Raw genomic sequence first — 22,632 nt, forward strand, 5'->3', positions numbered from 1 at the left:
AACCTGATCGAGAATATTCCCACGTTGCCGTGGAAGCGATCGTCGGAGATGGAATTAGCCATCTTGCACACCTTGATCAGACTCATCGGACACTGCCGCTGGCTCTGGAGCCGCTGCAACTTTGACTAATGCATGACGCAGCACCCGCTCGCCTAGCATGTACCCGCGCTGCAACTCCTCCAGCACCGTGCCTTCGGGATACTCATCACTTGGCTGCCGCATCACCGCTTCGTGCAGATTGGGATCAAATTCTTTGCCTTCCGATCGCATTGGAGCGACTCCAATGCGCTTGAGGCAATCCACTAGCTGCTTGTAGACACTCTGATAACTTTTATGAATCGTGGTTTCTTGATCGGTTTGCGGTTTGATGTGCGATCGAGCACGTTCAAAGTTGTCAACAACCGGCAACAGTTCATTAATTGTGGAGCACTTAACCTGCTGCTCCAAATCTTCCCGCTCTCGCTGCGTGCGTTTGCGATAGTTATCAAAGTCTGCCGCAATTCGCACACATTGCCCCGTTCGCTCTTCTACCTGCGCTCTAAGTGCTGCAATTTCGTTCTGTAACTCAGCGATGACACCAGTCTGTTGATCGGTATCCAAATTACCTACCGATCCTGCCACATCTGCGCCGTTCGCTGAATCGACAACAGTGGCTGCTTCAGTTTGCACATCTACTTGAGCATCTGGCGTCGCATCTTCACTCTGTCCTTCAAACGACTCCGCAGTTGCGGCATCCGAGGAACCGACAGTTGAATGTTGTGCACCACCTAGCTGATTTTCTTCATCAATCATTACGGCGTAACCCCAATCCTGAAGGCTGTTTACTTGGCTACCAAACTTATCCTATACGCTATAGGGAGAACGCGACCGCAGGAGTTAAAACCTCCGCAGTTTACTTGTGTCTCGTCTTTAACTGTAGTTCAAATTTTTGATCGCTGCCCAGTGCAATCGAGCCTTATGACTCATCAGCCAGCTACCCAGTAGCATGAGCATCAACTGAGCGCTACTGCGAAGAGTGACTTCTTGTAGTTATTTGAGTCTAGGTTTTGATTTGGGTGAAAGAGCAGGGGATCACAACCGACTGTCGAACGAAGGCAGCTGTAGCGGGTATTATCAAAGGAACCTAGATAGTTGAGCTGTAGATTTGTAACTGTCCATTGCCGCCGGACTGCTCAATTTAACCATTCAGCTAAAGCAGTCGCTTAGTTAAAGTAGCTGCCTTTGTCGAGCCTCGCTCAAGATCTGGGAATGTTCTAAGGAGTTCTTCTTCACCCGCCATGGCTAATTCCTCATCGCCGCGCCGCGCCCTTGTTGTTCAAAATAATTTCTCTCCATTTGGAAATAAACTGGTTCAGTCGGGCTACGTCAACAACGACCAGATGCAGCAGGCACTGATCGAGAGCCGTAAGTCGGGAAGACCTCTACTAGATGTTCTAGAAAGCATCACAGGCCAGCAACTTCCGCCAGAGCTGCTGCGGCAGTACAAAAAGCAACAGCTGTTCGAACTAAAGATTCTCTACGGGGTCGAGTCGCTCGATCCGGAAATCAATCAAATTCCAACCAGTCAAGTCGGGGAATTGATCGGATCGCTAATTTCGATCGATCTCTGTCGTCGCTACCGCATGGTGCCGCTATCCAAGAGCGAGGGACAGCCGCCGTTTGTTCTAGTAGCAATGGTCGCTCCAGACAACCTAGAGGCCCAAGACGTTCTGAACGGAATTCTCCGTCAGCAGGGACTGGCGTTACAGCGATTGGTCATTACGGCTGAAGACTACCAACGTCTGATCAACAACTATCTAGACGAGCAAGTCGAGCGACAGAAGCAAATCGAGGCAGAATCCAAGGTTGATGTGCAAGCCGATCTGGAAGGATTGGGCTACCTAGACCTGCAAGAGGCATCTGATGACGCCGAAGCCAACCTAGATGTCTCCGATGCTGAAGCCGCACCAATCATTGCCTTGGTCAACAAAATTATGATCAAAGCGCTACAAGAAGGTGTGTCTGACATCCATATCGAGCCACAAGAAGACAACCTGCGCGTTCGCTTTCGTAAAGATGGCGTGCTGCGAGAGGCGTTTGATTATTTCCCCAAGAAGATTATTCCTGCCGTAACGGCGCGATTTAAAATCATCGCCCAGCTAGACATTGCGGAGCGTCGCTTACCACAGGATGGTCGCATTCGCCGCGTCTACGATGGACGTAAAATCGATTTCCGGGTCAGCACGCTGCCTAGCCGTTACGGAGAGAAAGTGGTGCTGCGAATTCTGGACAATGAGGCCACGCAGCTAGGACTGGATAAGCTGATTGCCGATCCAACCTCACTGCAAACCGTGCAAGAAATGGTCCGCCGCCCGTTCGGGTTGATCCTAGTGACAGGACCAACGGGATCAGGAAAAACGACGACGCTGTATTCGGCACTGGCAGAGCGCAACGAGCCGGGCGTTAATATTAGTACGGTGGAAGACCCGATCGAGTACTCCTTACCGGGTCTAACGCAGGTGCAGGTGATTCGCGAGAAAGGCATGGACTTTGCCGTGATTCTACGTGCTTTCTTGCGGCAGGACCCAGACGTCATTCTGGTGGGTGAGACGCGAGACCGGGAAACCGCTAAGACCGCGATCGAAGCTGCTCTGACCGGACACTTAGTCTTGACTACGCTGCACACCAATGACGCAGCAGGCGCGATCGCTCGCCTCGACGAAATGGAAGTGGAGCCGTTCATGGTGTCTGGGGCGTTGATTGGAGTGGTGGCTCAGCGTCTGGTGCGCCGGGTCTGTGACGAGTGCCGCCTTCCCTACACGCCTAATAAAAACGAACTGGCGCGCTTTGGCTTATCGACAGGCCGAGATGGGGAGCTGATGCTGTTCAGAGCAAACACCCTTCAACCTAATGAAATTCAGGAAGCAAAAACTCGAAACCAGCTTTGTCAGAAGTGCGGTGGCGTTGGCTACAAGGGACGCTGCGGCGTCTACGAAGTCATGCGCGTTACTGAACGTTTGCAAACCTTAATCACGAGTGGTGCCCCTACAGAAACCCTTAAGGAAGCCGCTGTAGAAGAAGGAATGCAGACCCTATTGGCGTACAGCTTAAGCTTAGTTCGTCAGGGCTTAACAACCCTTGACGAAGTTGAGCGGGTAACGTTCACCGATAGCGGTTTAGAGGCAGAGCTAAAAGCAAAACGCAAGAGTGCTCTTTCCTGCCGGACGTGTAGTGCGGACCTGAAGCAGGAGTGGCTGGATTGCCCCTACTGCATGACGCCTCGCTTCCAGGAGTAGTAAATAGCGCCTGAGCAGCTTCTCTAACTGCAAGGAGAATTGCACACGAGTTCGCTGTCCCTTGACAGCCAATTTGGATTTGATGGGTAGACTGATCTCTAACTTGGTTCATAGGCAGTCAGGCAGCTTGGTTCAGGCAGTGCCAGTCCGTAATCACAAACACCCCTCGTCAAAGGAGCAAGCCCCATGGAGTTGATGATTGAAGATTTGATGGAGCAGTTGATTGAAATGGGCGGCTCCGACTTGCACTTAACCGCAGGTCTGCCGCCCTATTTCCGCATCAGCGGTCATCTGCAACCGATCGGAGACCAAGCCTTGACGGCTGAAGAGTGCCAGCGGCTCATCTTCAGTATGTTGAACAACACGCAGCGCAAAAACCTAGAGCAGAACTGGGAGCTAGACTGCTCCTACGGCGTTCGCGGACTAGCACGCTTCCGCGTCAACGTTTACAAAGACCGTGGCACGTATGCTGCCTGTCTGCGAGCGCTTAGCTCCAAAATTCCGAACTTTGACAAGCTGGGACTGCCCGATGTCGTGCGGGAAATGTCGGAGAAGCCCAGAGGCTTGATTTTGGTGACAGGACCCACCGGCTCAGGAAAAACTACAACGCTGGCTGCCATGATCGACTTGATCAATCGCACGCGAGCAGAACACATTCTGACGATCGAAGACCCGATCGAGTTTGTCTACGAACCGCTCAAGAGCTTGATTCACCAGCGGCAATTAGGGGAAGATACCAAGAGTTTCGCGAACGCGCTAAGAGCCGCGCTGCGGGAAGATCCAGACATTATTCTGGTGGGCGAGATGCGGGACTTAGAAACAATTTCGCTGGCAATCTCGGCAGCAGAAACGGGTCACTTGGTCTTCGGTACCCTGCACACCAGTTCCGCTGCCCAAACCGTGGACCGAATGATCGACGTGTTCCCTTCTGAGCGGCAAACTCAGGTGCGGGTGCAGTTGTCAAACTCCCTCGTAGCGGTGTTCAGCCAAACGCTAGCACCCAGAAAAAATCCCAAACCGGGTGAGTATGGTCGGATCATGGCGCAGGAAATCATGATCGTGACGCCCGCAATCGCAAACTTGATTCGGGAAGGTAAAACTGCCCAAATTTACTCGGCAATTCAAACCGGGGGTAAGCTGGGAATGCAAACGCTGGAGAAAGTGCTGGCTGACCTGTATCGGGCTGGCAGCATCACGTTTGAGACCGCGATGTCGAAGACGTCTCGTCCAGACGAACTCCAACGCCTCATTGGAGGAATGCCAGCGGCAGGTGCTCAGACGGGAACTGCACGACGCTAGCTTTGTGACAATCGGGTTCTTGACAGAAGAACACTGGAATGAATTGTTCTTCATCAAGAACCCCAATTTTGCGTATAACTGGATCACTGCTTGATCTCACAACGTTTTCCAATCGAGTAATCGCTATGCCTACCTTCGTTGCTCGCGTTCAAGACGGTCAAGGAACCGCCAGACGAGAACGCGTTATTGCTGATTCGCTTGCGGATGCCCGCACCGTTTTGCGCGATCGCGGTCTATTTGTCCGGGATCTGCGGCAAGACAAAGGACTTACCACCAACATTGACTTCAAACAGCTTCAAACGTCGCTGGCAACGGTGACCGTGAAGGACAAGGCGGTCTTTTCACGACAGTTTGCCGCACTGGTAAACGCGGGTGTGGCAATGGTGCGGGGACTGGGTGTATTGACTGAGCAGTGCCAAAATCCCAAGCTCAAGCGGGCATTGCAGGAGATTAGCTCGGATGTTCAACAGGGAACGAACTTGTCGGATTCCATGCGGAAGCATCCCCAATGCTTTGATAACCTGTACGTCAGCATGGTTCAGGCAGGCGAGGTCGGCGGCGTGCTCGATGAAGTACTGAATCGTCTGGCAAAGCTGTTGGAGGATGTGGCGCGGCTCCAGAACCAGATTCGATCGGCGATGGCGTATCCTGTCACCGTCGGAATTATGGCAACTGTTATCTTCATCGGCATGACCGTATTCATCCTGCCGACGTTTGCCAAGGTTTTCGAGGACATCGGTGCTGATTTGCCGGAGTTCACGAAGTTTATGCTAGCAATCAGTGAATTTCTGCGTAGCCCCCGCGTATTAATTCTGGTTATTCTGGTTCCGGTGGTTATTTTTGCCTACAACCAGTACTACAAAACCCGCGTCGGTCGCGAAACGATGGACCGCTTCTTTCTGCGGATGCCGCTGTTTGGCGATTTGATTCAGAAAACGGCGACGGCTCGATTCTGTCGGACGTTTGGCGCACTGACTCGATCGGGCGTTCCCATCCTAACGAGTCTAGAAATCGTGCGGGACACCGCAGGTAACCAGGTGATCGCTAACGCAGTGGATGAGGCGCGGCGAGAAATTCAAACAGGCGGTTTGATTAGTATCGCCTTGCAGAAAGAGCAAGTGTTCCCGCTGATGGCCATTCAGATGATCAGCATCGGTGAGGAAACCGGAGAACTCGACAAAATGCTGATGAAAGTGGCAGACTTTTATGAGGACGAGGTGGAGCAGGCAGTAAAAGCACTCACTAGCATCATGGAACCGATTATGATTTTGTTCCTGGGCGGGATGGTTGGTGCGATTCTGCTGTCCATGTATCTACCGATGTTCAAGGTGTTTGAAAAGTTGGGTTAAACCTGGAAGGTTGCTCCTGGTCATTCCTAAGACCCTCTGCTGCTTGCCGGTGGAGGGTTATTGTATTTAGAACCAAAATTATGGCTGTCACGAAGACTCACTACGAAACGCGACTGGCAGAGTACAGCGATTCCCTTGGCGCGATCGCACTGCTGAAGCAGCATCGCCCCTACCTGGAGCTTCTGCCCAGTATGCGGCGTCCAGACGAAAGCGTCATTACCATTCCTCTGCCCGTCGTACAGCTGCGGGGAATAGTGCCACAAGGACGATCAAGCACCCATACCGCCGAGAGCGAAACGCTGTGCTTACCGTGTGATATTGCTGTTTTAATGTGCGATCCGGAATGGAAGATCAAAACTGGCGTTGAGATTTTTGTGTTTATCCATCGTCCCCAGGAAGATTTCTCTGATTTGCTAGGGCGCTGGCGACAGACACAAGTGTGGCTCAGCCGAGGATATCAATGGGACATGCCGCTGCGCCATAAGCACATTCTGAGTGAGGGGGCCGATAGCCACTATCCACTGTTCGTGGTGTTTGAGGAAACGCCAGAGCGAATCAAGCGCGGACTCAGGGGCGCGTTCTTGCCCGTTGTGTCTCAACCGATCGAGGTTTCTGATAACAAGCCGAATAGCACCCTTGAGGCACTGTGGGTAGACGACAAGGAAGATACTCTATCCTGACACACTAGTTTCGATCGGTTGGCGGCAGCAGGGAGGACTCTTCCACGTTTTGGGACCACACCTTCGTGGCGTCTGACCCAAACGCAAGGGACTCCTCGTTCGCATCCGAGCCTAGGGCAGACAGCGGCCCACTCGACAGATCGATAACCGCTGGCAGCGGCGAGGTGACTGCTAGCGCTTTCAAGTCTTGTAGCACATCAGTCGCAGACTGGTAGCGCTCTCGGAAGTCACGACGCACCATTTTGCTCAGCACCGTTGCCAGCGCGTGGCTAACATGCGGTGCCCAACGCCGCCAGTCTACTTCCCCATTTGTGTCTTTCTTCGGTGAAAAGCCAGTCAGCGACTGAATGCCAATAATCCCCACCGCGTAGATATCGCTGTTAAATTCTGGTCGTCCAGCGCACTGCTCGTCTGGCATGTAGTCTTTTGTGCCGATCGCCACGGTTAGGGTGGACTGCTCCCCTTCCTCAATCAACTTTTGCTTCACAGCACCAAAGTCAATTAAAACGGGCTTACCATCCGACTTACGGCGAATAATATTGCTGGGTTTAATGTCTCGGTGAATCACATTCTGGCTGTGAACGAACTCCAGAATGAATAGAAGATTTTGAAGCAAATCCACCACCCAGCGTTCGGGTCGGGCATTTCCCGTTAGACGAAGCTCATCGCTGAGGGGGCTACCGTCAATAAACTCCTGCACCAGGTAAAACTCTTGCTGTTCTTCAAACTCAAAGTAGGCAAGCAGTTGAGGAATTTGGTCATGTCTACCCAACTGCTGAAGAATTTTAGCTTCTAGCTCAAACAATCGCTGGGCAAGTTGGAAGTGCTTCGGGTTATTGGTGACAGGACGAAGCTGCTTGACGACACAGAGCGGAGCACCCGGCAATCGAATATCTTTGGCAATGTAGGTTTCTCCAAATCCTCCAGCTCCTAGGACCTTGGTAATCTCGTAGCGATCGGCGAGTTTGGTTCCAACAATTTCCTCGTTGCGCTTCTCTAGTAGCAGGTCTTGTAAATCCTCTTGCTCACTGGTGCGGATGATGTCCTGAACGATTGGCGCTGAGGCAAAGGATTTTAGAATCTGCTTGAAGTTAAGCTTTTGGCGATCCTCGTTGAGTAGCCCCATGACGAGATAGGAGACGCCGCTCAGAGCCATCGCCGTGATCGGCAGCGCGACTGGCAGAATCAGCCCTGCATAAACGAAGACCGCATAGCTAACTCCGCCCCAGACAAGCACGGTTGCACCCACTAGCGCCAAGCGGTGCAGCAAACGCTTTGAACGAGTCTGAACATAAGCGGCGGCAGCGACCAGAATTAGCACAACGGCTCCTTGTCCTGCTGGATTTGGTAGAGCGTTGGCGATCGCTCGATTTTGTAGTAGCGTGGCGATCGAGTTCGCGTGAACCTCCACTCCACTCATGCGATTAGGATGCAGCAGTGTGCCAGAGAACGGAGCCGAATGAGAGTCTTGATAAATTTCTGCCGTCGGTCCAATCAAGACAATCTTGTTTTTGAAGGTGCCGTTCTTAACGTGATAGCTCCAGCTTTCCGGGTCCAACACCTGCCAGAACGGTACGTGCTGAAACGTTCCTCGTGGACCGTAGAACGAAATTGTCGAACCTTTGGGTGAGAAATGCTGCTGCTGTGCTGCTTGCAGGCTTGCTTCAGCAAACGAGGGCGTTAAGGCGCTCTGCTGTAGAAACAGCTGTGCCAGGTCCGGCGAGTAGGTCCGTGCCACCTGCTGAGGGTACTGGCTACCCAACTGGTGCAGCTTGCCGTTCGGCTCGATTAGAAAATTGATGAAGCCAACGCGCAGCGAAGGTAACTGAAATATCGGATTAGGGGTAAGAAGCTGGGTACGATTGCCTTCTCGCGTTGTCTGATTATTCGCGTCGTCGTATTGCGCGGCTAGCACGACGCGATCGGCGTGCTTCGTCAACGTCGTTAGCAGACGCTGATCATCCTCGGGACCGTGGCTGCTGAGCGCATCAAGCACTATGTCCAGGGAGACTGCCCGTGCTCCAGCACTCGTGAGTCGATCGATCGCCACTGCATAGGCTGCCCGCTTAGGTGGAGAAGTTTGCAGCGGCTCTAAATAGGCGTAGCGCTGCGGGTCGCTAGAGTAGACCTGCGTGCCTTGCACCTGCGTGTCCTCATCCAGCGCCAGAATGACAATATTCTGAGGCGGAGCGATGGGACCGCGTAGCTCAAAAAATAGGGTTTGCGCTTGTCGCTCCCACGATCGAGCAAAATCTGTTTGGGTTGCAGTGATAAGCGCGGCTGCAACTGCCCAGATGCCCACCATTACATGGTTGCTTAGCTTCGTTAGGCGGCGGGCTTGAATCTTGGTGAGACTGGGCTTTGTGGTGCGGTTGCCCGTAGACGATCGACGATTGTTTGTGGACGGCTGGGCAATCAGGGTTTCCGTCTGGGGTAGCGGGGGCTTGCTAGTCATCTTTTTAATTTTTGTGAACACTTCCCGACGACGCACCCAAACGCAATTGAAATCTTCAGTCTCAGCACAGACCCATCTTAAGAGATTCTACGGACAATGTTGTCAAGTTCGCGGCGTTATTCTTCAGAGTCTTACCTGCGCTGTATCGGTTGCACTACCGTTTTGAGTCAAGGGTTAATTTATTCTTTTTCACGGCGCTTATCCTATTTCCGACTCTGTGAGGGTGAAACAGCGACCTCAGGTTGTGTTCCGGATATAAAGAATGCAATCAAGGCAAATTTCCCTAGCTTCTACCGAATACGATCACCGCCTAGACTAGCTCCTGCGATACGAGAGGCTGACGCAGAGGGTAATACCTTCTTAGAAATCCTTCGGCAGAGAGATGTTGATTTGTGCTAGCTAATTAGCATGGTTTTCAATATGCCTATAGTGAATGCTCCTCATACTTTGGGCTAGCTCTGTGAAGCTGCCCGTTGATAATTTTCATGCGCTGAGATTACAGGGGCAACAAGAAAGTTTAACCTGATGGATTAATTTCGATTTCGTCACTTAGAATTAATTGTTAAGATTAGTTAATCATTGCTTTATTTACTTCTACTTTTAGGTCTTTAGCTTCTATGCATTACTCGATGAGCCGTCTGTCGATTTTTGTAGACGGAAACAATATGTTTTACGCTCAACAGAAGAATGGCTGGTTCTTCGACCCTAAGCGGGTGCTGGAGTACTTCACGAGCGATCCGAATGTCACGCTGATCAATGCATTTTGGTACACGGGACTGAAAGATCCACAGGACCAGCGAGGATTTCGGGATGCCCTGATTAGCTTGGGATACACGGTCAGAACCAAGCAGCTAAAAGAGTATTACGACGATAGCTCGGGGCGGTACTCGCAGAAAGCTAACCTGGATATTGAAATTGTGGTAGATATGTTCAACACGGTTGAACAGTACGATCGCATGGTGCTATTTAGCGGCGACGGCGATTTCGAACGGGCGATCGAGCTGCTGCGGACGCGAAACACGCACATCATTGTGGTTTCCACAGAAGGCATGATCGCGCGGGAGCTACGCAACGCCACCGATCGCTACATTGACCTTAACGACATTCGCAAACAGATCGAGAAAGTTGATTACTGACTGAAGCCAGCCTGATAGTTGTGGTCATGTGGTTGGTCGTTAGTGGTCAGTTGTAAGGTTACGAACGACGGACAAGCAGCGACCTAGCCACAAAAGCGATAGGCTAGTATCACAACATTATCTACTTGCACGTTTCCCTATGAACACTCCGTCTAGTCACGAGCGAATCATCATTTTTGACACCACTTTGCGCGATGGCGAACAGTGCCCTGGCGCAACGCTAAACGTGGACGAAAAACTGGCGATCGCACGGCAGCTAGCTCGACTAGGCGTAGATGTGATCGAAGCCGGATTTGCCTTTGCCAGTCCGGGCGATTTTGAGGCAGTTCAAAAGATTGCTCAGTCGGTCGGCACCGAGGACGGACCTGTGATTTGCAGCTTGGCACGGGCGATTCGTGCCGACATTGAAGCGGCGGCTGAAGCGCTAAAACCTGCTGCTCATTCCCGGATTCACACCTTTATTTCCACCTCGGATATTCACCTGGAATACCAGTTGAAGAAATCGCGCTCCGAGGTGCTGGCGATCGCGGAGGAAATGGTCGCCTACGCCAAGTCCTTTGTGGACGACGTGGAATTTTCGCCGATGGATGCGGCGAGATCGGACCCTGCGTTCCTCTATCAAGTGCTGGAGCGGGCGATCGCGGCAGGCGCAAAAACTATCAACATCCCCGATACCGTCGGTTACTTGACTCCCAGCGAGTTTGGGGACATGATTCGCGGCATCCGAGAAAACGTGCCGAACGTCGAACAGGCAATTATCTCTGTTCACGGACACAACGATTTGGGATTAGCGGTGGCATGCTTCCTGGAAGCGGTGAAGAACGGCGCACGGCAGCTAGAGTGCACAATCAACGGCATTGGAGAGCGGGCAGGCAACGCGGCGCTAGAGGAATTGGTGATGGCGCTGCATGTTCGTCGTCAGTACTTTAATCCGTTTTTAGGGCGATCGGTGGACTCTGAGGAGCCGTTGACGAACATCAACACACAAGAAATCTACAAAACCTCGCGCTTGGTCTCGAACTTAACCGGGATGCTGGTGCAGCCGAACAAGGCGATCGTCGGGTCAAATGCCTTTGCCCATGAGTCCGGCATCCATCAGGACGGCATGTTGAAGAACAAGCAAACCTACGAAATTATGGATGCGCAGACGATCGGGCTGACCAGCAATCAGCTCGTGCTGGGTAAGCATTCGGGTCGAAATGCCTTCCGCACACGTTTGAGGGATTTGGGCTTTGACCTGTCAGAGCAAGAGCTGAATAAAGCCTTTGTCCGCTTTAAGGAATTGGCAGACAAGAAAAAAGAAGTCACCGATCGCGATTTGGAGGCGATCGTCAACGACGAGATTCAGCAGGCACCAGAACTATTCCGGGTTGAGTTGGTGCAGGTGTCCTGCGGCAATAACGCCTGTCCCACGGCAACGGTAACCCTACGAACGCCCGACGGACAGGAGTTGACCGACGCGGCTACTGGAACCGGACCTGTCGATGCGGTCTACAAAGCTATTAATCGCGTCGTCAATGTACCGAACCAACTCATTGAGTTTTCGGTCCAGTCCGTGACGGCAGGGATTGACGCGATCGGCGAAGTCACGATTCGGCTGCGTGGACGCGATCAGATCTTCTCTGGTCACGCTGCCAACACCGACATTATCGTGGCGTCGGCTCAGGCATACGTCAATGCGCTGAACCGTCTATTCGCAGCACAGCACGACCCAGAGCGCACGAGCTACAAGCAACAAGCAGAGGTTGCATCAGTTCAGAGCTGATCACTGAATCATGTTGGAAGGGACGGGGCAACCCCTCCCTTCCAACATGATTCAATTGGTTCAGTCGTGTACAACAACAGGCGTGCCGATCGTGCTCCAGTTGAATAACCACTTCGCATGGTCCACGGCAACATTGACGCAGCCGTGACTCACGCGCGTCCCGAATCGGCGATGCCAGTAAGCGCCGTGAATTGCGTAGTTGCCGGAGTAGTACATCGTGTACGGCACATCTGGCACGTCGTAGTCATCGCCTTGCATGCGGCTATAGCGGTGGCGGCTCTGAATCCTAAAAACGCCCGTCTGAGTGGCGCTAGCTGTTTTACCTGTAGAAACCAAAATAGCGTAGACTGGCGTTTTGCCCTGCCATGCAATCAATCGCTGCCGCGATAGATCGACTTCAATCCAGCGCTGCTGCGATCGCTGAAAGGTTTGCATGGCTTTCCGGTGGCTAGCCGAATACGTTAGCGCTGGAGCCGCACAGCTTGCTACCATTAGCAGCACTAGCGCCCACAGACTCACCCACCGTCGTATCGACCGTGGCAACTTCCAGCCGAACTTGTTCATCCGTTCCTCCTGCTTTTACGAGGGTAAGCGGGATTTGCTCAGGCGGCTGAATCGTTAACCATTCTCTACATGAAGTTAGGGGTGGAGCGCGAGAAAGGCTGAAGCGACTGTACAAGCATTCTTGCCCGATCGGAGATTGCCTCCCAGTTGCTCTGCTCAACGGCGAGTTTGGGAAACAAATCGCCAGACAGCCCAACTGCAACGGCTCCAGCCGACAGAAACGCGGGCGCATTCTCTAACGTGACGCCGCCTGTGGGAATCAGGGGAATATCGTCCAGGGGTGACCGCAGGCTGCGAATGTAGTCGGCTCCGCCCAGCGCCTGCACTGGAAACACCTTGACGCACGTTGCGCCTGCTTGCCATGCGTGGACGATCTCGGTTGGCGATAGCGCTCCGGGCACGATCGGCACCGCGTGATCTGCGGCTAATTGAATTAGACTGACATCGACGTGAGGCGTAAACAGAAATTGGGCACCCGCCGCGATCGCGTCCTTGAGGTGATCGCGGTTCAACAGCGTTCCTGCTCCGATTTGACAGTGGTGTAGGTCAGCCCGAAGCTGGCTGATTAACTCAGCGGGACGATCGCTGTTCCAGGTAATCTCGATTAATCGCATTCCTCCCGCCGCAACAGCCGTTGCCAGCCGATACCCTAATTCAAATTGAGGCGCACGCAGCACCGCGATCGATCGTGCAGCTTGTATATCCGCCAACCAAGCATTTGTATTCATCACTAATTTCATCTCAACAAGCGAAATTCAAAGAAGTTTTATTGTATAGAAATAATTTTTTAATAGGAATGGTACATTCAAGCTCTATCGAAAGTCTTAGTTACTTAGTAATAGAACATTTTCTGAAGTCTACATTGAAAAACGAGGCGATCGTTAATTGATAATTCTCTAGAGAGATCCTCTGGAAATACCCACATCCTAACCGTTGTAGCAGTCCAAAATGTATATTAGTTATACAATTTACTCTACTCTGACTAAGCGTTTGTCCACTAATTTGATCTCCGTTTCTTAACAAGAGGCTTAACAAAGCCTTAATCCACTAAGTTAATTTTGCAAGTCAGTCATTAGAAAGAGGAAACTGTTGAATTGAATTTCTAAAGTGAAGACGTTAGCTCATATTTGAGGTATTTCAACATGGCACTTTATAGAATTAAGGATTTTGATCCAAACTACCGTGATCATTTCGATGGAGACGATGTTAAAGGTCTTGACCTGTACTCTGGCAGTGAGCGGATTGGCTCAGTTGACGATGTACTGGTTGACGATGACGGACGGTTCCGCTACCTGGTAATCAACACGGGTGCATGGATCTTCGGCAAAAAAGTACTGCTGCCGATCGGTCGCGCTCGCATCGACTATAGCGCTCGTCGCGTCTACGCAGACAACCTGAGCCGTCAGCAAGCCGAGAACCTACCAGAATTCAGCTCTGACATGGCAACAGCTGACTACGACTACGAAGAGCGCGTACGCGGCGTCTATCGTCCGGGTGCAACAAGCACCAGCACACTGGGCGGCAATGCTGCGCTAGATGCGACGGCTGGTCTAGATTCTCCGACTCCGCTGGACGCAACGGCAACCTCTGCAACCTACAACACAGCGGCCCCCACTCCTGTAGATGCAACGATGGCTGACGCTTCCTACAGCCGCGACACCTATACCTACGATCGCGAGCCTGAGCTGTACAACCTGAACGACCGCGACCACAGCTCGCTGCGTCTGTACGAAGAGCGTCTAATTGCTAACAAGCGCCGCGAAAAGACTGGCGAAGTTGCAGTCGGTAAGCGCGTTGAAACCGAGACCGCACGGGTATCAGTGCCGATCGAGAAAGAGCGCGTTGTCATTGAGCGTACGACTCCTGCAAACGCTGGTACGGCAATCCCGGCAACTGATGCCGCATTCAACAATACTGAAGTGGCTCGCGTAGAAGTCTACGAAGAGACGCCTGACATCCACAAAGAAGCCTTTGTGCGTGAAGAAGTTCGCGTTAAGAAAGTGGTTGAGCAAGACACGGTGAACGCAGAAGAGCAAATTCGCCGCGAAGAAATCGACATCCGCACCGAAGGACATCCCGTGGTTGATAGACCTGGCGATATCCGCTAATTGGAGCCAGTTGCTGTTAGCTATTCACCGTTAATCTGAGGCTACTATGATAGTTAACGCTTAGTGATCAGCGCGGGTGGGGTATAGCTCTGCCCGTGCTGTTTGCCATATATAGCATTCTCTCCAGTGCGGTGCGTCTAGAGAACCCACCCCCCCTCCCTATAAGGGAAGGGGAAACTCTAGCTCCCCTAGAACGCAGAGGGGTTGAGTGTCCCTCTGCAGAGCGAGAGCCGACCCGTGGATTGTTGTATTAAATCAAGGACAGCTATGAATCATCCATCTGAAACAAACGATTTAAGAGAACCGCATCAGGCATCCTACTCATCAGAGGCAGGATTAACGGAGAAGCAAATTGCAGTAGATCGATCGCTCTCTCCAGAACATGAAAAAGTTGTTATTCAAACCACAATTCCGTTACTAGAAGAGCGTATTGTTGCCGATTATACGCGGCGCAAAATTGGCGAAGTCATTGTTCGTAAAGTCGTTGAAACTCGAATGGTGCAGGTGCCAATTCGCTACGAGAAGCTGATTGTTGAGCAGATTAATCCAGAGCATAAGCAGCTAGTAGAACTTGATCTATCCAATAGCGACTCAGACGTTGAGCTAGCTGGAGAAATGAATTCGGCGATCGTGCAAGCCGAGTTTTCCTCTCCCAGAGTAGCGAGTCAAGTGCTTTATGAGTTGGGTAAAACATTGCAGCATCAGTGTAAGCGAGTGCGGGTCGAAATTGAACTGGAAGATGCTGATCTTAGCGGTGCCTATCAGGAGTGGATTGAAAAATTCAGTCAGGCAATTGAGCAGAAGTAGCGCTTAGCTATTAGCTATCCGGGTGCCTAATCCCATCAAAAAACCACCGTCTTTAAACGGTGGTTTTTAAGTTTTAGATTAAACCTACCTTCAAGCTACCAGGATCGCACTAGACAGAAGGTGCTGGATTGGATGGATCCGAGGATGCGATCGTCGATCGTCCATTCAAAGACAGCCCCAGACGAGAAATGCCTGAGAACAGAATGCTAACTCCAACCAGCGTTCCAATCAGCCACGGCGCATTAAAGGGAAACTGGAACCAGATCATCGCGCCCAGAACTAGCGTGACGATGCCATCGACCAATACCCAGGTCCAGTTCTGCTGTGGACGCAAACGGAACGCCAGAATTAGGTTAAATACGCCTTCAGTGAGCAGGAAGCTACCCAGCAGCAGCGTCAGCGTCAGCACACCTGTCAGCGGGTAGAAGAATAGCATTGCACCTGTTGCAATGTAGAGGGTACCCAGCAGCAGTTTCCAAATAAAGCCACCTTGATCGCGGGTCTGAAATGCATAAACCAGTTTCGCAACTCCGGAGGAAGCCAGAATCAGTGCAATCCAGGTTTCTGTTACCAGCGTGGAAACCTGAGGCAAAATCAGCGAGGCAATTCCCAGCACGATCAGCAGAACGCCAATAATCAGTGAGTTGTTTCTTTTCTTAGGTTCAGTCGAAATGTTCGTTGTCATAGAGCGCTTATTCCTCATCGCATAGACTGTTACGATCAGGCTAGAAAATTTCCTCGCTGCTCGATAGAACCTTAGGGTAGACTCTGATTCAAAAACTGCTGTACGGTGTCTCGCCATTGCTTTGGACAATCTGAAGCAAGAGCGCCATGTCCAACTGATTCTTGGAATAGCGCAAATCGCTTTTGTTCTTGGAGTCGATCGAATATCGCGATCGCTTCTTGCTCTGTCACCCGCTGATCTGCCGCTCCATGCATCAGTAATGTTGGAGCTTGCATCACTGCGGCATAATCAATTGGATTGTGGGCAAATCCATCAATCTGCTGCTGAATACCACCCCAAAACACAACTAATTCTGCACCTGGAAATGCTGGAATATTCATTGCCTCAAAGCGATGGCGTACTGTGTGCAGCAGACGATCGAACGGACTTTCACAATCACGGCATCTGGTTTTATGGATTGCTGAGCGATCGCTCTCATGACTGCCGTTGCACCCATTGATGCGCCATATAAAATCAATGGCTGTTTTGCCCAGCGCTGCTTAGCATAGGCAACCGCAACGGCAACATCTTCTGCCTTGCGGACGCCTAACGTAGTGCTGCCGCTAGAACCACCCACTCCGCGAAAATTGATCAGTAGTAGCTCAAATCCCAAATCATGCAGAAGCTTTGCTGAGGCTAGTAAAGCATCGTTGGTGCCTGCGTAAGGCGGAAACATAAGGACAATACCACGCGAATGCGATCGCGGCACGTACCAAGCTTCTAGCGTTTCCGAATCTGAAATTGCAATTTGAGCCGTTTTGTGATCGAGCGCAATCGCTTGAGGCGTTAAATGATTGGTTGGTCGTGGAATTTCTACACCTGTCAGTACGATCCGGAGCTTGTCAATTGCCGACAGCGTTTCAGGCTTCGCGGTCCGCTGTCCCGCTTCTACAAAATGAGTCATGCTGTAAGCCTGCATCCAAGCGATCGCATTTAGAGCAATCGCGCCTGTTGTCAGTAGCAAACAAGAGACACGCCAACAAGGTCTTACCCGCTTCAGCATTGTCTTTAGCCCTAGAAAGTATTAGGTAAACCCACCAGAATTGACGGTTTACCCACCTTCAGAGTACCCAGTACAAATTGTTTCAAGCGGAAATCACACCCAGCTCTTTACGGTTTGCCTCAATGTCTCAAATCCTTGCCTGACCTACAGTAGAAACATCAAGGCAAGCGCAATCAAGACACCTCAATCAAGGCAGTTTTATTGCAAGCCTGACTGTTATTTTCTAGTAACTCTCTCACCACCCATGTTGACACGCTACAGAATTGCTCCTCGTTACATCCAGCGTCCGATCGCCTCTCCCTGGCAAGAAATGGCAGCGCTAACTCGTCAGCTTGATCACGTGTTTGCTGATTTAACTCCTGCGACTGAAACCCGCAAACCTTGGGCTCCCGCGATCGAATTGAAGCAGACCGATAGTGAGGTAGTTCTTCGCGCAGAGCTTCCTGGCATTGATGCGAAAGACCTTGAGGTAAACGTCACCCGCGAAGCCGTCTCGATTTCCGGTGAGTATCGCTCCGAGAATAAGACCGAAGACCAGCACGTGTTCCGCTCCGAGTTTCGCTACGGCAGCTTCCGTCGCGTCGTTCCTCTCCCTGTAGAAGTGCAGAACACCGAAGTCACTGCCGAATTTAAAGACGGTGTGCTGACCCTGACGCTGCCCAAGGCTGACGATCGAGCTGTGAAAGTCAACCTGCCAGGCACCACCGATGCTCCTGCAGTGGAGTCCACCGAGACTGCCACAGCAGACGCAACGACCGAGACAACCGAAGACGTTTGGGCACAAGGCTAATTGGGAATTGGAAATTCGGAATTCAAAATCTAATTCTGAATTTCCTCCCAACCGCCCCCACTTGTTCGGTAAACACGCCTTCATCATCTGTGGCGATCGCGATCAGTATAGAGGGGTAGGAAGGCGTGCTATGCCCATTCTGGTTGCAACCGAGGTCTGGTTTAGTACGGTTAAACGCTGCCTCGTTTGCCTTGTGACGTAATTGTCGATAGCGCCAGCGCTGACTTGTCAGTTCGCCACCCCCACCCGTATTTTGTTTATTGTTTGATGGAGCCGAAGCACTCATGGCAAAAGTAGTCGGAATTGACTTAGGTACAACCAACTCGTGCGTGGCGGTGATGGAGGGTGGAAAGCCCACTGTCATTGCTAACGCTGAAGGTTTTCGGACGACGCCTTCTGTCGTTGCCTTTGCAAAGAATGGCGATCGTCTTGTTGGTCAAATTGCCAAGCGGCAAGCCGTGATGAACCCGGAGAACACGTTCTACTCCGTGAAGCGGTTCATCGGTCGTCGGTTTGACGAAGTGACCAACGAACTGACCGAAGTGTCATATAAAGTTCTCAACGTCGGCGGCAATGTCAAGGTTGATTGCCCTGCTAAGAAAGAGCAGTATGCACCTGAGCAGATTTCCGCTGAAGTTCTGCGCAAGCTAAAAGAAGACGCCAGCAAGTATCTGGGCGAAGACGTAACCCAGGCAGTGATCACCGTTCCTGCTTACTTCAACGACTCGCAGCGTCAAGCGACTAAAGACGCCGGTCGGATTGCAGGTCTGGAAGTACTGCGGATTATCAACGAGCCAACCGCTGCATCGCTGGCATACGGCTTAGACAGGAAGAGCAACGAAACCATTCTGGTGTTTGACTTGGGTGGCGGTACGTTCGACGTGTCGATCCTGGAAGTTGGCGACGGCGTGTTTGAAGTGCTGGCAACGTCCGGCGACACGCACTTGGGCGGTGACGACTTCGATAAGAAGATTGTGGACTACTTGGCAGAAGAGTTCCGTCGCGCTGAAGGCATTGATCTCCGTAAGGACAAACAAGCGTTGCAACGTTTGACTGAAGCGGCTGAAAAAGCCAAGATCGAGCTTTCGAGTGTGACGCAGGCAGAAATTAACCTGCCCTTTATTACAGCAACGCAAGATGGACCGAAACACCTCGACACGACTCTGACGCGCGCTAAGTTTGAGGAACTGTGTGCGGACCTGATCGATCGCTGCCGCATTCCTGTAGAGAGCGCTCTGCGCGACTCTAAGGTTGATAAAAGCGCGATCGATGAAGTGGTGCTGGTGGGTGGTTCGACCCGCATTCCCGCTGTACAAGACATTGTCAAGCGCGTACTGGGCAAAGATCCGAACCAGACCGTGAACCCGGATGAAGTGGTGGCGATTGGTGCTGCCGTTCAAGCGGGTGTACTGGCAGGTGAGGTTAAGGACATTCTGCTGCTCGACGTAACGCCGCTGTCTTTGGGTGTCGAAACCTTGGGTGGCGTGATGACCAAGATCATCCCGCGCAACACCACTGTTCCCACCAAAAAGTCGGAAGTGTTCTCGACGGCTGTGGATGGGCAGAGCAATGTGGAAATCCACATTCTGCAAGGTGAGCGCGAAATGTCGAACGACAACAAGAGCTTGGGAACCTTCCGTCTGGATGGCATTCCTCCCGCTCCCCGTGGCGTACCGCAAATTGAAGTTACCTTTGATATCGATGCCAACGGTATCCTGACCGTTTACGCCAAGGACAAAGGCACGGGCAAAGAGCAATCCATCAGCATTACGGGTGCTTCCACGCTGCCCAAAGACGATGTGGAACGGATGGTGCGCGAAGCCGAGCAGAACGCTTCGGCAGACAAGGATCGGCGCGAGAAGATCGATCTGAAGAACCAGGCAGATTCGCTGGCATACCAAGCTGAGAAGCAAATGAGCGAACTCGGCGACAAGGTGCCTGCAGCGGATAAGGACCGTGTTAATGGCTTGATCAAAGACCTGAAAGACGCGATTGCGCAAGAGGACTTCGATCGCATCAAGTCTGTGCAGACCGAGTTGCAGCAGTCGCTCTACACGATCGGCAGCAACATCTACCAGCAAGCGGGTGGCGGCGAGGCAGGCGGCGGCGCAGGTCCGACTGATCCTGGCGCGGGTGCAGGTCCTTCTTCTGCCTCGACTGGTGGTGATGATGACGTAATCGACGCAGACTTCACTGAATCCAAGTAAGGGTGGCGAGCGTAATACGCTTGAAGCTCGCTCCTTAACTAATGACTAGGCTGGTAGGAAGAATCCTATCAGCCTTTTTTGTTGCTTCTGGAGATTGGGGCGATTACGTGAGATGAGACAAGATGGAGCAATGGTAAAAATATAGAGAGGAGTTCTGCCTATCCACCCGTTCTGGGTGATATATGAAAGGATTCTATCTATTCATCTAATTTCCGAGTATAGACAGAAAGATCTAGTAATTAAGTTATGCCGCCGAGTCTTGAGTGGCGGCATAAGCAGAATTCTATTCTCTGTCATCAACAAAATAGTGTCTTGATTTGAGTGATGAGGTAATCGAGTCGAAACACTTCAATTTAAGCAGTCGATTTAAGTTCCCACACGATAAACTATTTTTAGTGATGATTTTGATCGCTAATCAGGAGTTTTGTAGTTGAAATGGTTGACTTGCAACTTGAAAAAATTCAAACTCATTACTGTGAAAGCTGCAATAGCTGGTTAGAATTCTGCTTTGACAGATATGCAATGAGGTTTGAGGGGATAAATATATATCTGTCAAACATTCCTCTCTTGCGATGCGATAGTTGTATTAGATACTATTTTCCGGAGAAAACAAAAGAAATAATACTAACTGTGAGTGAGCAAGCAAAAGAGCAAGGAAAGCCAGAAGTAAAGTTATCTCCTCGACAAGACTTCAAGAGACAATTTAATTATGGGAAGGTCGAATTTTTATATGACCATAGAGATTATGACAACATTCCAGGATTGCAAAGACCTTGGGACGATGGTTTTTTAACTCCAGTCTTCTTTAATCTTGCAGTTTTAAACAAATATTCCCAGCATCCTGATTATCGACTAGATTTAGTCTCTAGAACTTACGGGAGTATCAGTAGCAATAATGAGTTTGATATTGCTTTCGGTATTAATAGAAATCGAAAGGTAATCATGTGGTTAGGTGATATTGATGAACTGCCATTGAACGAACAGTATTATCTGAGATCTGAAAATGTAAAGTCTGATCATGATTTATGCTCAGAGTTTTATGAATCACAAATAGAAGTGCAATTCTCAAATCCTTCTCCTGAAAATGCTTTATTTCATGCTAGAGCAGAAGCCATCCAAGTTTGTCAAAGAGAACGAGGAGGATATCTTCACACATTTGAAGGAGAAATAAGTAAAGTCATTGAAAATCTTGACCGACCAGTATTTTGGCAGGAGAAGCATGTTAATCCAATCATAGAGGCGCTTAATCGAGTCATGGTTGAAAGCCTAGATCCGCAGTTCCTTAAAAATGAGCTTGAAAGCGTAGTCAATAAAGATGATCTTAAATCTCTTAAGTCTCTAAAGCTCTTTGAGCAATGGCTAGAAAAGGTTCTTCATCTTTCTAATTTTTCAGACATATCTCTCCCATTTTATGTTTTGTATGATTTTCGTGTTTTGAGTTCTCATCTAATTTCAGATTCTAAAAAGCAAAAAATTCTTAAGAGCATCAATCAAAGATTAAATTTATCTGAGAATAACGAAAACTATGAAGTGATTTATGATGCGTTAATCAATAAATTACGAGAGTCATATGAAACTATCCTTGTTCAACTTTAGGAGTAATGGAAGAAAGAAGTTAGTTGTCGCGGCATAACAATTTGCTTACCCACCAACTGTATGAAGTGGGTTGGTTGAGTCCGAGAGGTTGCTGGCGGCGAGTGAGCGCGAACGTCAAAACAAAGCTCTAAAGTGTGTAAGGGGTAGACTTATAGAGCCGTATGACTAATGATGTTTTGCTCTGGTACGAAACTGGGTTTGATATCTTAACTATGTTCAAACGATTGAAGAACAGGAACTTGGTCGCGCCCTCTACCTTGCTGTTCCAGTTGACACTTATAAAGACTTCTTTCAGCTTCCTTTTATCCAAAAATCGCTTCGCCGCTATGCTGTCCAGTTGGTGATCTATGATCCAGCTAAGGAGGAGATGCAACAATGGACAAAATTCAACACTACCGAAAGCTAATTCAACAAATTCTTCAAAATCACGCTCAGATTAGTTCTAGTCAAAGTGATGTTGAAACGCAAGTCATTCTTGATTCCGAACATGACCATTACCAACTGCTCTATGTGGGATGGAATGGCGACCAACGAATTTTCGGACCCGTTATGCATTTTGACATCAAGAACGGCAAAATCTGGATTCAATATAATGGCACTGAGGAACATGTAGGAGAAGCCTTGATGAAACTGGGAGTGCCTGCTTCTGATATCGTACTTGGCTTTCGTTCAGCATTTAAGCGGCAGTTTACGGGCTATGCAGCTGAATAAGGCGTTATAAAAATTAGCTTCATCTACATCTAGAAGATGTAATGGTCTGCTACAGCCTTTTCCACTCAGGTCAGGTACAGTAACAGCAATGAGTGAACCAACCTTGCAAATCCTTGAGCGTGACTTGGGCAAACGCTAGCTCAATCGATTTGACTAATTCTGG

At 50.5% G+C, this 22,632-nt stretch carries 19 protein-coding genes and 1 pseudogene; 13 read left to right on the forward strand and 7 right to left on the reverse strand.

The genetic code is table 11. The features are described 5' to 3' along the window. Nucleotides 1-54 precede the first annotated feature (54 nt). Nucleotides 55-792: a nucleotide exchange factor GrpE gene (gene grpE, locus H6F43_RS06450; RefSeq protein ID WP_190341805.1), complete on the reverse strand. Its 738-nt coding sequence runs from the start codon at nt 790-792 to the stop codon at nt 55-57. Between the two features lie 485 nt (nt 793-1,277). Here grpE and H6F43_RS06455 point away from each other — a divergent pair, with 485 nt between their 5' ends. The 4 genes from H6F43_RS06455 (at nt 1,278) to H6F43_RS06470 (ending at nt 6,603) form a co-directional block, all read left to right on the forward strand. Next, on the forward strand, nt 1,278-3,275 hold the full coding sequence (locus tag H6F43_RS06455) for a GspE/PulE family protein (RefSeq protein WP_190341807.1): 1,998 nt from the start codon (nt 1,278-1,280) through the stop codon (nt 3,273-3,275). A gap of 186 nt (nt 3,276-3,461) precedes the next feature. Then, nucleotides 3,462-4,574 (forward strand): type IV pilus twitching motility protein PilT, encoded by a 1,113-nt coding sequence (locus H6F43_RS06460; protein ID WP_190341809.1) that lies wholly within the window; start codon nt 3,462-3,464, stop codon nt 4,572-4,574. A 125-nt stretch (nt 4,575-4,699) separates the two neighbouring features. Next, entirely contained in the window at nt 4,700-5,923 is a 1,224-nt protein-coding gene (locus H6F43_RS06465) for a type II secretion system F family protein (RefSeq protein WP_190341811.1), read from the forward strand. Nucleotides 5,924-6,003: 80 nt separating this feature from the next. Next, a complete protein-coding gene (locus tag H6F43_RS06470) occupies nt 6,004-6,603 on the forward strand; it encodes a hypothetical protein (RefSeq protein WP_190341813.1) in 600 nt (199 codons plus the stop codon). A gap of 4 nt (nt 6,604-6,607) precedes the next feature. Here the strand turns inward: H6F43_RS06470 and H6F43_RS06475 are convergent, their stop codons facing one another. Next, the gene (locus H6F43_RS06475) at nt 6,608-9,058 is read right to left on the reverse strand and encodes a serine/threonine-protein kinase (protein WP_190341815.1); all 2,451 of its coding nucleotides are present in this window, start codon (nt 9,056-9,058) and stop codon (nt 6,608-6,610) included. Nucleotides 9,059-9,675: 617 nt separating this feature from the next. Between H6F43_RS06475 and H6F43_RS06480 the strand changes: the two genes are divergently transcribed. Together H6F43_RS06480 and H6F43_RS06485 are read left to right on the forward strand one after the other, a co-directional pair. Then, the gene (locus H6F43_RS06480) at nt 9,676-10,194 is read left to right on the forward strand and encodes an NYN domain-containing protein (RefSeq protein ID WP_190341817.1); all 519 of its coding nucleotides are present in this window, start codon (nt 9,676-9,678) and stop codon (nt 10,192-10,194) included. 139 nt (nt 10,195-10,333) lie between these two features. Continuing rightward, nucleotides 10,334-11,959 (forward strand): 2-isopropylmalate synthase, encoded by a 1,626-nt coding sequence (locus H6F43_RS06485; protein WP_190341819.1) that lies wholly within the window; start codon nt 10,334-10,336, stop codon nt 11,957-11,959. Nucleotides 11,960-12,019: 60 nt separating this feature from the next. Here the strand turns inward: H6F43_RS06485 and H6F43_RS06490 are convergent, their stop codons facing one another. Further along, nucleotides 12,020-12,523: a L,D-transpeptidase gene (locus tag H6F43_RS06490; RefSeq protein ID WP_190341821.1), complete on the reverse strand. Its 504-nt coding sequence runs from the start codon at nt 12,521-12,523 to the stop codon at nt 12,020-12,022. 65 nt (nt 12,524-12,588) lie between these two features. Next, complete coding sequence (locus tag H6F43_RS06495) at nt 12,589-13,251, reverse strand: bifunctional 4-hydroxy-2-oxoglutarate aldolase/2-dehydro-3-deoxy-phosphogluconate aldolase (protein ID WP_190341823.1); 663 nt, start codon at nt 13,249-13,251, stop codon at nt 12,589-12,591. Nucleotides 13,252-13,665: 414 nt separating this feature from the next. Between H6F43_RS06495 and H6F43_RS06500 the strand changes: the two genes are divergently transcribed. Further along, nucleotides 13,666-14,631, forward strand: coding sequence for a DUF2382 domain-containing protein (locus H6F43_RS06500; protein ID WP_190341825.1), 966 nt, complete (start codon nt 13,666-13,668; stop codon nt 14,629-14,631). Between the two features lie 267 nt (nt 14,632-14,898). Continuing rightward, complete coding sequence (locus H6F43_RS06505) at nt 14,899-15,438, forward strand: DUF2382 domain-containing protein (protein ID WP_190341827.1); 540 nt, start codon at nt 14,899-14,901, stop codon at nt 15,436-15,438. A 109-nt stretch (nt 15,439-15,547) separates the two neighbouring features. On the opposite strand, the gene H6F43_RS06510 is transcribed toward H6F43_RS06505, so the two are convergent. The 3 genes from H6F43_RS06510 to H6F43_RS06520 form a co-directional block, all read right to left on the reverse strand. Continuing rightward, nucleotides 15,548-16,123 carry an HdeD family acid-resistance protein gene (locus tag H6F43_RS06510; RefSeq protein WP_190341829.1) on the reverse strand — a complete coding sequence of 192 codons (576 nt, stop codon included), beginning with the start codon at nt 16,121-16,123 and terminating at the stop codon, nt 15,548-15,550. A gap of 71 nt (nt 16,124-16,194) precedes the next feature. Continuing rightward, nucleotides 16,195-16,503, reverse strand: coding sequence for a prolyl oligopeptidase family serine peptidase (locus H6F43_RS06515; protein WP_190341831.1), 309 nt, complete (start codon nt 16,501-16,503; stop codon nt 16,195-16,197). Beyond that, nucleotides 16,500-17,126 (reverse strand): alpha/beta fold hydrolase, encoded by a 627-nt coding sequence (locus H6F43_RS06520; RefSeq protein WP_190341833.1) that lies wholly within the window; start codon nt 17,124-17,126, stop codon nt 16,500-16,502. Before H6F43_RS06520 ends, H6F43_RS06515 begins: the two co-directional genes overlap by 4 nt. A gap of 283 nt (nt 17,127-17,409) precedes the next feature. On the opposite strand from H6F43_RS06520, the gene H6F43_RS06525 reads away from it, so the two are divergent. The 5 genes and pseudogenes from H6F43_RS06525 (at nt 17,410) to H6F43_RS06545 (ending at nt 22,469) form a co-directional block, all read left to right on the forward strand. Further along, the gene (locus H6F43_RS06525; protein WP_190341834.1) at nt 17,410-17,955 is read left to right on the forward strand and encodes an Hsp20/alpha crystallin family protein; all 546 of its coding nucleotides are present in this window, start codon (nt 17,410-17,412) and stop codon (nt 17,953-17,955) included. Nucleotides 17,956-18,239: 284 nt separating this feature from the next. Continuing rightward, nucleotides 18,240-20,162 (forward strand): molecular chaperone DnaK, encoded by a 1,923-nt coding sequence (gene dnaK, locus H6F43_RS06530; protein ID WP_190341836.1) that lies wholly within the window; start codon nt 18,240-18,242, stop codon nt 20,160-20,162. Nucleotides 20,163-20,792: 630 nt separating this feature from the next. Next, nucleotides 20,793-21,758, forward strand: a complete 966-nt coding sequence (locus tag H6F43_RS06535) for a hypothetical protein (RefSeq protein WP_190341838.1) — start codon at nt 20,793-20,795, stop codon at nt 21,756-21,758. 214 nt (nt 21,759-21,972) lie between these two features. Next, nucleotides 21,973-22,164: pseudogene (locus tag H6F43_RS06540) on the forward strand (element excision factor XisH family protein); the annotation flags it as partial. Then, nucleotides 22,134-22,469 (forward strand): XisI protein, encoded by a 336-nt coding sequence (locus tag H6F43_RS06545; protein WP_190341840.1) that lies wholly within the window; start codon nt 22,134-22,136, stop codon nt 22,467-22,469. The pseudogene H6F43_RS06540 and the gene H6F43_RS06545, both read left to right, overlap by 31 nt. The last annotated feature ends 163 nt before the right edge of the window (nt 22,470-22,632 follow it).

It is taken from the genome of Leptolyngbya sp. FACHB-36 (assembly GCF_014695955.1).
In the GTDB taxonomy this organism is placed as follows: Bacteria; Cyanobacteriota; Cyanobacteriia; order Leptolyngbyales; family Leptolyngbyaceae; genus FACHB-36.